Here is a 13141-nt window from a genome sequence, read left to right on the forward strand (position 1 = left end):
CCGCCATGACGGACATCATCAAGCTCACCGCGGCCGAGATCGCCGCGAAGATCGCCTCCGGCGAACTCACCGCCGTCGAGGTCACCGAGGCGCACCTCGCCCGGATCGAGGCCGTCGACGAGAAGGTCCACGCCTTCCTGCACGTCGACCGCGAGGGCGCGCTCGCCCAGGCCCGTGCCGTGGACGCCAAGCGCGAGGCGGGCGAGAAGCTCGGCCCGCTGGCCGGTGTCCCGCTCGCGCTGAAGGACATCTTCACCACCAAGGACATGCCGACCACCGTCGGTTCCAAGATCCTCGAAGGCTGGGTCCCGCCGTACGACGCCACGCTGACGCAGAAGCTGCGCGCCGCCGACGTCGTCATCCTCGGCAAGACCAACATGGACGAGTTCGCCATGGGGTCCTCCACCGAGAACAGCGCCTACGGCCCCACGGGCAACCCGTGGGACCTCACCCGCATCCCCGGCGGCTCCGGCGGCGGCTCCTCCGCCGCCCTCGCCTCCTACGAGGCCCCGCTCGCCATCGGCACGGACACCGGCGGCTCGATCCGCCAGCCCGCCGCCGTCACCGGCACGGTCGGCGTCAAGCCCACCTACGGCGGCGTCTCCCGCTACGGCATGGTCGCCTTCTCCTCCTCCCTGGACCAGGGCGGGCCCTGCGCCCGTACCGTCCTGGACGCGGCGCTGCTCCACGAGGCGATCGCCGGGCACGACCCGCTGGACTCCACCTCCATCGACGCCCCGGTCCCGCCGGTCGTCGAGGCCGCCCGCAACGGCTCCGTGCAGGGCATGCGCGTCGGCGTCGTCAAGCAGTTCCGCGGCGAGGGCTACCAGGCGGGCGTCCTCCAGCGCTTCGACGAGTCGGTCGAGCTGCTGAAGTCGCTCGGCGCCGACGTCGTCGAGCTGGACTGCCCCTCCTTCGACCTGGCGCTCTCCGCGTACTACCTGATCGCGCCCTCCGAGTGCTCCTCCAACCTGGCCCGCTTCGACGCCATGCGCTACGGCCTGCGGGTCGGCGACGACGGCACGAAGTCGGCCGAGGAGGTCACCGCCCTGACCCGCGAGGCGGGCTTCGGCGACGAGGTCAAGCGCCGCATCATCCTGGGGACGTACGCGCTCAGCTCCGGCTACTACGACGCGTACTACGGCTCGGCCCAGAAGGTCCGCACCCTCATCACCCAGGACTTCGAGAAGGCCTTCGAGCGGGTCGACGTGATCGTCTCCCCGACGACCCCGACCACCGCCTTCCCGATCGGTGAGCGCGCCGACGACCCGATGGCGATGTACCTCGCCGACCTGTGCACCATCCCGACCAACCTGGCCGGCAACTCCGCCATGTCGCTCCCCTGCGGCCTGGCCCCGGAGGACGGTCTGCCGGTCGGGCTGCAGATCATCGCCCCCGCCATGAAGGACGACCGGCTCTACAAGGTCGGCGCCGCCGTCGAGGCCGCCTTCGTGGAAAAGTGGGGGCACCCGCTTCTCGAGGAGGCTCCGTCGCTGTGAGTGCCATGGCAAAGAAGGCCAGTAACTTCAAGAAGTCCAAGACCGGGCTGTACGTCTCGCTCGGCAGTACCGCGTTCGGCGCGATCAGCATCGCCAAGCAGGCGAAGCTCGCCCGCCAGGACAACGACGTGCTGCGCCTCGTCGACGCGGCGGTCTCCGCGGCCGCCATCGTCACCGGACTCGCGATCCTCTATCGCGAACTGAAGCGTCTCGGCGACGACGACGTCCTGCTGGGCTGAGAGGGAAAGTTTCACCGTGACTGTCACTGACCTGGTGTCGTACGAGGACGCCCTCGCGTCCTACGACCCCGTCATGGGCCTGGAGGTCCATGTCGAGCTCGGCACCAAGACCAAGATGTTCTGCGGCTGCTCCACGGAGCTGAAGCAGGACGCCAACTCCCAGACCTGCCCGGTCTGTCTCGGACTGCCCGGCGCGCTGCCGGTCGTCAACGAGATCGGCGTCGAGTCCGCCATCAAGATCGGCCTCGCGCTGAACTGCGAGATCGCCGAGTGGTGCCGCTTCGCCCGGAAGAACTACTTCTATCCGGACATGCCGAAGAACTTCCAGACCTCCCAGTACGACGAGCCGATCGCCTTCGACGGCTATCTGGACGTCCAGCTGGAGGACGGCGAGATCTTCCGGGTGCAGATCGAACGCGCCCACATGGAGGAGGACACCGGCAAGTCGACCCACGTCGGCGGTGCCACGGGCCGTATCCACGGCGCGTCCCACTCCCTGCTCGACTACAACCGGGCCGGTATCCCGCTCATCGAGATCGTCACCAAGCCGATCGAGGGAGCGGGCGCGCGTGCCCCCGAGGTCGCCAAGGCGTACGTCGCGGAGCTGCGCGAGCTGATCAAGGCCCTCGGGGTCTCCGAGGCGCGCATGGAGATGGGCCAGATGCGCTGCGACGTCAACCTGTCGCTGCGCCCGCACGGCACCGAGACGTTCGGCACCCGCTCCGAGACGAAGAACGTGAACTCGCTGCGTTCCGTCGAGCGGGCCGCCCGTTTCGAGATCCAGCGCCACGCGGCGGTGCTCTCCTCCGGCGGCACGATTGTCCAGGAGACCCGGCACTTCCACGAGGAGGACGGCTCCACCACGGCCGGCCGCATCAAGGACAACGCCGAGGACTACCGCTACTTCCCCGAGCCCGACCTGGTCCCCGTCGCGCCCGCGCGCGAGTGGGTCGAGGAGCTGCGCAAGGGCCTCCCCGAGCTGCCCCGGGTCCGCCGGGCGCGGCTCAAGGAGGAGTGGGGCGTCTCCGAGCACGACATGCAGTCCATCCTCAACGCGGGCGCGGTCGACCTGATCGTCGCCACGACCGAGGCGGGCGCCCCCTCGGACCAGGCCCGCAAGTGGTGGATGGGCGAGCTGGCCCGCAACGCCAACGAGACCGGCCGCGGTCTGGACGAGCTGCCGATCACCCCGGCGCAGGTCGCCCGGGTGGCCGCGCTCGTCGCGGCGGGCGACCTCAACGACAAGCTGGCCCGCCAGGTCATCGAGGGCGTCCTCGCGGGCGAGGGCGACCCGGACACCGTCGTCGAGAAGCGCGGCCTGAAGGTCGTCTCGGACGAGGGCGCGCTCTCCACGGCCGTGGACGAGGCCATCGCGGGCAACGCGGCCATCGCGGACAAGATCCGCGGCGGCAAGGTCGCGGCGGCGGGCGCGCTCGTCGGCGCGGTCATGAAGGCCACCCGCGGCCAGGCGGACGCGGCGCGCGTGCGCGAGCTGATCCTGGAGAAGCTGGGCGTCGAGGGCTGACGGCCTGATCGTCCCCGAAGGGGCGGTGCACCACCCGTACGCGGGGGCGCACCGCCCCTTCGACCGTACCGGCGACGCTCCTCGTCCCCACTCTCGCTCCTCGTCCCCCTTGCTCCTCGTCCTCCCTTGCTCCTCGTCCCCCCCTCGCGCTGTGGTCGTCGCCGCACCTCATCGGGGTGGCAGGCGCCCGGACCCGGCCGGTTGGACTTCCCGTCCGACCTCTTGGACGTTCACCACCGGTCCGTACGCAGTCCTTCCCGACGCCACCTGACCTCACTAGCTTCCCGGCTGTAACCACCGCGACCACCGCGATACGGGAGGCTCTTTTGACCACGGACATGTCACGGCGGCGGCTCTTCGCCCTCGGCGGGGGCGCGCTCGGCGCCGCTGCGGCCGGATCGTTTATGCCGCCGTCGCTCCAGGCAGCCATCGCCGCGCAGCCCGCCCACGCGGCGGGGTCCGGAGGGCTCGGGGCCATCAAGCACGTGGTGATCCTCATGCAGGAGAACCGATCCTTCGACCACTACTTCGGCACCCTGCGCGGCGTACGCGGCTTCGGCGACCGCAACGCCGTCGAACTGCCCACCGGGGGCACGGTCTTCGAGCAGCCCGGCGCGTCCGGCACCACCGTGCTGCCCTTCCCGGTGCGCGGCGCGGCCGAGGAGCAGCAGAAGGACCTCCAGTACATCGGCGCCCTCGACCACTCCTGGAACGGCGGCGCGAAGGCCTGGGGCGGCGGCTGGATGAACGGCTGGATCAGTGCCAAGACCGCGGCCACCATGGCGTACTACGACCGCCGTGACATCCCGCTCCACTACGAGCTGGCCGACACCTTCACCGTCTGCGACGCCTACCACTCCTCGATCCACACCTCCACCAGCCCCAACCGCAACCACCTCTGGAGCGGGAAGACCGGCTTCGAGGCGAACGGGAAACGGGCGGTCGGCAACGACGCGTACAACGAGGGCAGCCACCCCGGCTACGACTGGTCCACCTACGCCGAGCGGCTGGAGGAGGCGGGCCGCAGCTGGCGGACGTACACGGAGTGGGAGAACTTCACCGACAACCAGATCGAGTTCTACGCCACCTTCAAGGCCATCGCCCGCAAGGCCCTGGCCCGCACCGGCGGCCACACCTACATGGAGGCGTTCTACGCCAAGGTGCGCGGCGCGTCCGAGGCCGAGCGGACCCGGCTGCTCGGGCTGCTGGAGGAGGGCGTCGCCACCCTCACCGCGCGGGAGCGCAGCCTCTTCGAGCGGGGGCTGCGCCGGGTGCCGACGGGCACGCTGGCGGAGGAGTTCGCCAGGGACGTGGTGGCCGGGACGCTGCCGGAGGTCTCCTACCTGGTGCCCTCGGCCATCGACTCCGAGCACCCGAGCACCTCCTCGCCCGTGCACAGCGCCACCATCGTCTACAAGATCCTGGACGCGCTGGGGAAGCATCCGGACGTCTGGCGCCACACCGCCGTACTGATCAACTACGACGAGAACGACGGCTTCTTCGACCACGTCCCGCCGCCCGTCGCCCCGCCCGAGGTGACCGAGGAGCAGTGGGAGGGCCGCCCGACCGGCCTCGGCATCCGGGTGCCGCTGCTCGTCGTCTCGCCGTGGACCGTCGGCGGGTTCGTCTGCTCCGAGGTCTTCGACCACACCTCCGTGATCCGCTTCCTGGAGCGGTGGACGGGGGTGAAGGAGCCCAACATCAGCGACTGGCGGCGCCGTGTCACCGGCGATCTGACCTCCGCCTTCGACTTCACCCGGGCCCGGCGGCAGCCCGCCGTCCAGGTGCCCGGCCCGATCCCGCCGCTCAGCGGCCGCTGGCAGCCCAAGCCGCCCGCCGACCAGCGCCACCCCGTCCAGGAGCCCGGCGTACGCCCGGCGCGCCCGCTGCCTTACCAGCCGGACGCTCAGGTCAGGCGGGGGAGCGGTGGTGCGCTGCGCGTGGAGCTGGGGAACGGCGGACGGTCCTCGGCGCACTTCACGCTCTACCCGTACGCCGGTGAGTCCGCGGCCCCGCTCCACAAGGACGTCCGGGGTGCCGGGCGCTGGACCGTACCGCTGACCGCAGACGCGTACCGTTTCACGGTCACCGGGCCGAACGGCTTCCGGCGCGAGTTCGCCGGGCCGGCCGAGGGCGGCGCCGAGGTCACCACCCGCATCGACCCCCGCGAGCGCGACCTCCACCTCACGCTGCGCAACACCGGCCGCCGGAACCTGACCTTCCTGGTCCGGCCCCTCGGCTATGTCGACGAGGACGACCTGCACGACTGGGTCCGCCGCGTCACCGTCAAGCCGGGCCGCCACCGTACGGTCGTGCACTCCGCGGCCGACGCCCACGGCTGGTACGACCTCGCCGTGACGGCCGACGGGGAGGACGGCTTCCGGCGGCGGCTCATGGGGCACATCGAGAACGGCCGGGCGAGCGTCTCCGGCTGACCCCACCGAGGATGGCCTGATCTGCACCATGTAGGGAGCAGATCAGGCCCTGTGAGCATGACCACGAAACGGACAAAGGATCACTTTCTGCTGAGAGAGTGGCGGTCTCAGGTCATGCGACGTTTGCGAGCAGATCACGTTATCTGCGGGTAAAGGTCCACGAACCCGCAGGGAGCTCACCCGTTGGCTGCCATCGCCCGCTGGTGCATCAAGCACCGCCTTCTCGCCATCCTCATCTGGCTCGCCGCCCTCGGCGGCACAGCCACCGCGGCGGGGTTCGCGGGCTCCGCGTACTCCAACGACTACGAGGTGCCCGGCACCGAGTCCGGCCGGGCCACCGAGCTGCTCTCGCGCGGCTTCACCGACCTCGGCGGCGACACGGACACCGTGGTCTGGCACACCACCGGCTCCACGGTCCGGGCCGCCGACGTCGAACAGACGATGACCCGCACCCTCCACGCGATCGACGACCTCCCCGGGGTCGGCGCGGTCACCGGCCCGTACGGCGCCGAAGGAGCCGCGCAGATCAGCGAGGACGGGCGCACCGCCTACGCCACGGTCACCTTCGACCGGCCCGCCGACGAGATCCCCGTCTCCCAGGCGCAGGCCCTCGTGGACACCGCGAAGGCGGCCGAGAGCGACGGGCTCCAGGTCGAGCTGGGCGGCACCGCCATCGCCCTCACCGAGGCCCCCTCCGCCCACATCGCCGAAGCGGTCGGCGTCGCCGTCGCGGCCGTGGTCCTCTTCCTGGCCTTCGGGTCGCTCGCCGCCAGCCTGCTCCCCATCGCCACCGCCCTGGTCTCCGTCGGCACCGCCTACGCGGGCATCGTCCTGCTCGGCCATGTGATGACCGTGGCCGACTTCGCCCCCATGCTCGGCATGCTCATCGGGCTCGGCGTCGGCATCGACTACGCCCTCTTCATCGTCACCCGGCACCGCAGAGGGCTCCGGCAGGGCCTGTCGGTCGCCGACGCGGCCCGCAACGCCGTCACCACCACCGGGCGCGCGGTCGTCTTCGCCGGGGCCACCGTCTGCATCGCCCTGCTCGGCATGCTGATCCTGCGGCTGAGCTTCCTCAACGGTGTCGCCATCGCCGCCTCGCTCACTGTCGTGCTGACCGTGGCCGCCTCCGTCACCCTGCTGCCCGCCCTCCTCTCCCTCATCGGGATGCGGGCCCTCAGCCGCCGTGAACGCCGGCAGCTCGCGGAACACGGGCCCCGCCCCGACCTGCCCACCGGCTTCGCCGCCCGCTGGTCGGCCTTCGTCGAACGCCACCCCAAGCTGCTCGGCGGGATCGCGACCGTCGTCATGGTCGTCCTCGCCCTGCCCGCCCTCGGCCTCCACCTCGGCACCTCCGACCAGGGCAACAACCCGGCCACCGCCACCACCCGGCAGGCGTACGACCTGATCGCGGACGGCTTCGGCCCCGGCGTCAACGGCCCCCTGACCATCGCCGCCCAGCTCGACGGCGCGGACGACCGGCTCGCCCTGGACGCGCTGCCCGAGAAGCTCCGTACGACCGAGGGCGTCGCCTCGGTCAGCCCCGTCACGTACAACGGCGGCGGCGACACCGCGTTCCTCACCGTCGTCCCCGACTCCGCGCCCCAGTCGCAGGAGACAAGCGAGCTGGTCGACCGCATCCGCGCGGACGTGCTCCCGCAGGCCCAGGAGACGACCTCGCTGGAGGCGTACGTCGGCGGGGTGACGGCGAGCTACGACGACTTCGCCGAGATCATCGTCGGCAAGCTGCCCCTCTTCGTCGGGGTCGTCATCGGCCTCGGCTGCCTGCTCCTGCTGCTGGCCTTCCGCTCCATCGGCATCCCCGTCAAGGCCGCCCTGATGAACGTGGCCGCCGTCGCCTCCTCCTTCGGCGTCGTCGTGGCCGTCTTCCAGTGGGGCTGGGGGAGCGAGCTGCTCGGCCTCGGCAGCGCCGGGCCCATCGAACCCTTCCTCCCCGTGATCATGGTCTCGGTCCTCTTCGGCCTCTCCATGGACTACCAGGTCTTCCTGGTCGGCCGGATGTACGAGGAGTGGCTGGAGACCGGCGACAACCGGCGGGCGGTCCGGGTCGGCCTCGCCGAGACCAGCCGGGTGATCAACTCCGCCGCCGTGATCATGATCTCCGTCTTCCTCGCCTTCGTGCTCAGCGGGGACCGGGTGATCGCCATGTTCGGCATCGCGCTGGCCACGGCCGTCGCCCTGGACGCCTTCGTCCTGCGGACCCTCCTGGTCCCCGCCCTGATGCACATGCTCGGCGGTGCCAACTGGTGGCTGCCCGGCTGGCTGGACCGCCGGCTGCCCCGGATCAGCATCGAGCCGCCGGACTGCGCGGTGGAGCGTGCGACGATCCCGGGGGCGCGCGTCGCGGAGGAGGACGTCGCGCCGACGGAGAAGCCGAAGGAGACGTCGGCGGAGATGTCGACGGAGAAGGAGCACGATGTTCGCGGTATCCCTGGGTGACGACAGCGCGGAGCTGCGCCCGCTGGAGATCTGGCAGGCGGAGGAGTTCCTCGCCCACATGGACCGGGCCCGGGAGCTGGTCGACCCCTGGATCCCCTTCGCCTCCTTCGCCACCGACCTGGACTCGGCACGGGACCTGCTCCGGCGGTACGCGGAGAAGCAGGCTGCGGACACCGGACGGCTGTACGGGATCTGGCTGGAGGACACCCTCGTCGGCGGGGTCCTCTTCCGGATCTTCGACACCGCGTCCGGCAACTGCGAGATAGGCGTCTGGCTGGAGCCCGCCGCACAGGGCCGCGGCCTGATCACCCGGGCCGCGGAGCGGCTGATCGACTGGGCGGTGTACGAACGCGGGATGCACCGCGTGGAGTGGGACGCCTCCGCCGCCAACACCCGCTCGATCGCGGTGGCCGAGCGGCTCGGGATGACCCGGGACGGGGTGATCCGGCAGAACTACCTCTACCGGGGCGTGCGCCACGACTCGGAGATCTGGTCGGTGCTGGCCCCGGAGTGGCGGGCGCGGGCGGGGCGCTGAACCAGGTGCGGAGCGGCAGCCCGGGACCGGCTGCCGCGTGGTGGCCCGACCGGCCGCCGGCTCCCGGCCCCGACCGGGCGAGCCGGGGCCGGTCCGTCCGGCGTGCTCAGGGTCCGGGTGGCGGCCCGTCGCCGTCTCCGCCGTCCCCGCCACCCTCGCCGCCCGTCACTCGGCCTTCCGCCGGCTCCGTGACCAGGCGGGGGCGGGGGGTGAGCACGGCGTCCTGCTCCAGGGGCGCCTCGCGCATGCGGCCGGGCGCCGGGCCGTCCCCGTCCTCCGGTGCGCGGACCGTCACCCTGCCGGAGGTGAGGTCTATCGGGCCGCGGGCCGGGTCCCCGGACGCCACGTCCACCCGGCTCAGCTCCAGCCGCTTCTGCTCCTCGGCCACATGCTTGCGGCCCGGGGCGAAGAGTTCCTCGAAGAAATTGAACACGGTCGTGCTCCCTCCGGCATGGTGCGCGGGTGGTGCCCGGCGGACGGGGCCAGGGGTTCCGCCTACCCCACTTCGACCAGCAGGATCCTGTCGTCTCCCGGCTTCGGCTCTCCGCGGCCGTCCGTGTTGCTGGTGACCAGCCAGAGCCGGTCGCCGCCCGCGCTCACCACAGTGCGCAGCCGGCCGTGCTTCTCCTCCAGGAACGCCTGGGGGTCCGCCAAAGGTTCCTTCGCCCGGTCACCGGAGAGCGGGATCCGCCAGAGCCGCTCGCCGCGCAGCCCCGCCATCCAGATCGAGCCCTCCGCGTACGCGATGCCGCTGGGGGAGGCCTCGGAGGTCTTCCACTGGGCCACCGGGTCGATGAACCCGTCCTTGCCCTCCTTGCCCTCAGCACCGGGCCAGCCGTAGTTGCCGCCGGGCTCGATCAGGTTCAGCTCGTCCCAGGTGTTCTGGCCGAACTCGGCCGCCCACAGCCGCTTCTGCGCGTCCCAGGCGAGCCCCTGCACATTGCGGTGCCCGTACGAATACACCACCGAGTCCGCCTCGGGGTTGCCGTGCACCGGCTCCCCGTCCGGGGTCATCCGCAGGATCTTGCCCGCCAGCGACTCCTTGTCCTGGGACAGCTCCGTCTCCCCGGCCTCGCCGGTGCCCGCGTACAGCATCTTGTCCGGGCCGAACGCGATCCGGCCGCCGTTGTGGATGTTCCCCTTGGGGATGCCGCGCAGGATGGTGTCCGGGGCGCCCAGCTGCTGCCCCTCGGGGCGCTTCTCGTCGTAGTTCATCCGGACGATCCGGTTGTCCGACGTGGTGGTCAGATAGGCGTACACCCGCCCGTCCGCCGCGAACGTCGAGGGGACCGCCAGCCCCAGGAGCCCGCCCTCACCGGCGGGGGAGACCCCGGGCACCGAACCCAGCAGCGTCTGCTTCCCGCTCTCGCCGTCGATGCGGTGGACCGTGCCCTCGTCGCGGGAGCCGACCAGCAGATCACCGCCGGGCAGCGCGGCCAGCCCCCAGGGCGACTTCAGCCCCTCGGTCAGCGTCGAGACGACCTTCGCCGAGCCCTTGGCGGGCGGCAGCTCGGCCGATGTGCCCGGGGAGGGGGAGCCGGAGCCCTGCGGGGCGGTCGGCGATGCGGTGCCCGTACCGGAGGGGGCGCCCTCCGCCCCGCCCGAGGAGCACGCGGCCGACAGCAGCAGGGAGGCCGACGCCAGCGCGGCCACCACCCCCCTGCGCACCGCGGCGGACCGGACGGCTCCGCGCCCCCCGGGAGACTGAACAGCTCCGAACACAGCACCGCGCACTGGACCGATCCTTTCGACGGCTGCCTGAACTCTGCCCGTACCACCTGCTACCCGTTCCTACCTCGCGGCGGCGCCCGGAGTTCCCGGTCCGGCCATTCTCCCGCCCGCTCCCGCCGGGCGCGCGGCCTCAGTCCCAGGAACCCCGGGCGGGCGGCAGCGCGGCGATCTCCGCCAGGTCCCGGTCGTCCAGGACCACATCGGCCGCCCCCGCGTTCTCCACCGCCCACCGCTCCCGCTTCGCCCCCGGCACCGGCACCACGTGCGGGCCCTGCCGCAGCACCCACGCCAGCGCCACCTGGGCCACGCTCGCCCCGCGCCGCTCCGCGATCCGCCGCAGACCGGCCACCACCGGCTGGTTCGCCGCCATCATCTCGGCCGTGAACCGGGGGTGCCGGGCCCGCGGATCGTCCGGCTCGAACCCCTGCCCCGGCTTCAGCGTCCCGGTCAGATAGCCGTTGCCCAGCGGCATCGCGGCGAGCACCCCGACCCCGCGCGCCGTGCACCAGGGCAGCAGCTCCGCCAGTGCCTCGGGCGCCCAGACCGACAGCTCCGCCTGCACGGCGCTGACCGGAAAGACCTGCTGGATCCGCTCCAACTGCCGGATCGTTCCCGCAAACGGACCGGCCCCCGACCTGCGCGGGGCGTGCGCCCCCACGGCGCAGAGCCCCAGCGAACGGACCTTGCCCGCCGTCACCAGCTCCGCCATCGCCCCCCAGGTCTCCTCCACCGGCACCTCGGGGTCGGCCCGGTGGAGCTGGTAGAGGTCGATCACATCGGTCTGGAGCCGCCGCAGCGAGGCATCGCAGGCCCGCCGCACGTAGCCGGGGCGGCCGTTGGCGACGATGTGCTGATCACCCACCAGGAGGCCGCACTTGGTGGAGAGGAACGCCTCGGACCGCCGCCCCTTGAGCGCCCGGCCCACCAGCAGCTCGTTGGTGAACGGGCCGTACATGTCGGCGGTGTCGAGCAGCCGGACACCCGCGTCGAGCGCCGCGTGCACCGTACGCACCGAACGGTCGCCGTGCCGCTGCGAGGCGCTGTACCCCCAGCTCATCGGCATACAGCCCAGACCGACCGCGCCCACGGCGAGCCCCGCCGCCCCGATAGTCCTGCGCTCCAACTCCCCTGGCCTTTCTTCGTTCCCGCAGTCACGGGGCCCGTACCGCACCCAAACTAACCTCTGGCCGGACCACCTCCCCCATCCGCCGTCCTGGAGCACGCGCACACCTGTCGCATAGCCTCCTGACCATGACTGCGACGACTTCCGGCGCGACGCGTGCCGCTGTGTGGCTGCCCTTTCCGCCCGACGAGATCGACGGGCTGCCCGACGGGTTCGACTACCTCTTCTGGGACGGCGGTCCGCAGTACCCGGGCGATCCCGCGCACTGCGTGTATTACGTCGTCCCGTACATGAAGGGTTCCGAGATCGCCGTACGGCCCATGGGCGCGATGAGTGCCGTCCAGGTCGTGCAGACGCTCTCGGCGGGCATCGACCACGTGGAGCCCGGCCTCGGCCTGCTGCGCCCCGGCGTACGCCTCTGCAACGCCAAGGGCGTCCACGAGGCCTCCACCGCCGAGCTGACGCTCGCCCTGATCCTGGCCTCCCTGCGGGGCATCCCCGGCTTCGTCCACGGCCAGGAGAACGAGGAGTGGCGGTCCGGCTTCTATCCGGCGCTCGCCGACAAGTCCGTCCTCATCGTCGGGTACGGCTCCATCGGTTCGGCCATCGAGGACCGGCTCACGCCCTTCGAGTGCGCGCGGGTCGCACGCGTCGCGCGCTCCGCCCGGACCACCGAGCGCGGTCCCGTACACACGCTCGACGACCTCCCGGCCCTGCTGCCCGAGGCGGACGTCGTCGTCCTCTCCACCCCTCTGAACCCCTCCACACAGGGCCTGGTGGGCGCCGGGTTCCTCGCCGCGATGCGGGACGGCGCCCTCCTCGTCAACGTCGCCCGGGGCGGAGTCGTGGACACCGGGGCGCTGTTGGCCGAACTGGAATCCGGACGGCTTAGGGCGGCGCTCGATGTCACCGACCCGGAACCCCTGCCGTCCGGCCATCCTCTCTGGCATGCTCCGAATGTCTTGATCACGCCTCATGTGGGCGGCAGCACCTCGGCGTTCGAACCACGCGCCAAGCGGCTGCTGGCCGAGCAGCTCACCCGCTTCGCGGCCGGCGAGCCGGTGGTGAACGTCGTCAGCACCACGGGCTGAGGCGCCCCGGGCGGCCCCGCCGACGTGTGATTCGCAGGCGGAGGGGGCCGCCCACCTCGCATTTCGTCACGGAGCGTAGAGAAGCTATGGCCCTGAGTGACGAACCTGGTGTATCGTCCGCACCGGAGGGCTGCGCCGGGGCAGGGGCGGCGCGGGGGGAGCAGCGGAACGCGAGGGGGCGACGGGCGATGTGCTGGTCATGGAGAGACGATCCGAGGCCGCCGAACGGCGTGCGGCGGACATCGGCGCTGCCCGGCGGCGCCACCCGCGGATGGCTGGAAACGGACCTGGGGCGGCGGCGTCCGGGGCGGGTGCCCGCCCGGTCGTCCGCACGGCCGACCGCGCCAACCGCGGCGTGGGTGAGGCCGGTTGTCCGGGCTCCGAAGTCCGTCGCACGGGCCCGGAGCGCCGTGGCGCGGCCTCCGAAAGCCGTACGGGCCCCGAGGCCGGTGACCGTGCGGGCGGTGCCGCCCGTGCGGGAGGCCCCGGCGCGTCCGGGGCGG

10 protein-coding genes are annotated in these 13141 nt (G+C 72.0%); 7 read left to right on the forward strand and 3 right to left on the reverse strand.

Annotation, left to right across the window (positions count from 1 at the left end; translation table 11 throughout):
* Positions 1 to 5: 5 nt before the first annotated feature.
* The 6 genes from gatA to ACQ9ZG_RS24695 all read left to right on the forward strand — a co-directional run bounded on the left by gatA (position 6) and on the right by ACQ9ZG_RS24695 (position 8693).
* Positions 6 to 1499 carry an Asp-tRNA(Asn)/Glu-tRNA(Gln) amidotransferase subunit GatA gene (gatA, locus tag ACQ9ZG_RS24670; RefSeq protein ID WP_099220369.1) on the forward strand — a complete coding sequence of 498 codons (1494 nt, stop codon included), beginning with the start codon at positions 6 to 8 and terminating at the stop codon, positions 1497 to 1499.
* A gap of 5 nt (positions 1500 to 1504) precedes the next feature.
* Complete coding sequence (locus ACQ9ZG_RS24675; protein WP_018492329.1) at positions 1505 to 1738, forward strand: hypothetical protein; 234 nt, start codon at positions 1505 to 1507, stop codon at positions 1736 to 1738.
* Between the two features lie 16 nt (positions 1739 to 1754).
* A complete protein-coding gene (gatB, locus tag ACQ9ZG_RS24680; protein WP_109914857.1) occupies positions 1755 to 3263 on the forward strand; it encodes an Asp-tRNA(Asn)/Glu-tRNA(Gln) amidotransferase subunit GatB in 1509 nt (502 codons plus the stop codon).
* Positions 3264 to 3589: 326 nt separating this feature from the next.
* Entirely contained in the window at positions 3590 to 5698 is a 2109-nt protein-coding gene (locus ACQ9ZG_RS24685) for a phosphocholine-specific phospholipase C (protein ID WP_109914858.1), read from the forward strand.
* A 183-nt stretch (positions 5699 to 5881) separates the two neighbouring features.
* Entirely contained in the window at positions 5882 to 8158 is a 2277-nt protein-coding gene (locus ACQ9ZG_RS24690) for an MMPL family transporter (protein ID WP_109914859.1), read from the forward strand.
* The gene (locus tag ACQ9ZG_RS24695; RefSeq protein WP_028416499.1) at positions 8136 to 8693 is read left to right on the forward strand and encodes a GNAT family N-acetyltransferase; all 558 of its coding nucleotides are present in this window, start codon (positions 8136 to 8138) and stop codon (positions 8691 to 8693) included. The genes ACQ9ZG_RS24690 and ACQ9ZG_RS24695 overlap by 23 nt, the downstream gene beginning before the upstream one ends.
* A 106-nt stretch (positions 8694 to 8799) precedes the next feature.
* Here ACQ9ZG_RS24695 and ACQ9ZG_RS24700 read toward each other — a convergent pair whose 3' ends face one another.
* The 3 genes from ACQ9ZG_RS24700 to ACQ9ZG_RS24710 form a co-directional block, all read right to left on the reverse strand.
* Complete coding sequence (locus ACQ9ZG_RS24700; protein WP_084992021.1) at positions 8800 to 9126, reverse strand: DUF6191 domain-containing protein; 327 nt, start codon at positions 9124 to 9126, stop codon at positions 8800 to 8802.
* A gap of 62 nt (positions 9127 to 9188) precedes the next feature.
* Positions 9189 to 10427, reverse strand: a complete 1239-nt coding sequence (locus tag ACQ9ZG_RS24705; protein WP_109916715.1) for a PQQ-dependent sugar dehydrogenase — start codon at positions 10425 to 10427, stop codon at positions 9189 to 9191.
* A 127-nt stretch (positions 10428 to 10554) separates the two neighbouring features.
* Positions 10555 to 11511: an aldo/keto reductase gene (locus tag ACQ9ZG_RS24710; protein ID WP_018492336.1), complete on the reverse strand. Its 957-nt coding sequence runs from the start codon at positions 11509 to 11511 to the stop codon at positions 10555 to 10557.
* Positions 11512 to 11675: 164 nt separating this feature from the next.
* Here ACQ9ZG_RS24710 and ACQ9ZG_RS24715 point away from each other — a divergent pair, with 164 nt between their 5' ends.
* Positions 11676 to 12638 (forward strand): 2-hydroxyacid dehydrogenase, encoded by a 963-nt coding sequence (locus ACQ9ZG_RS24715; RefSeq protein ID WP_028416503.1) that lies wholly within the window; start codon positions 11676 to 11678, stop codon positions 12636 to 12638.
* The last annotated feature ends 503 nt before the right edge of the window (positions 12639 to 13141 follow it).

Source organism: Streptomyces araujoniae (genome assembly GCF_050871195.1).
Taxonomy (GTDB): domain Bacteria; phylum Actinomycetota; class Actinomycetes; order Streptomycetales; family Streptomycetaceae; genus Streptomyces; species Streptomyces bacillaris.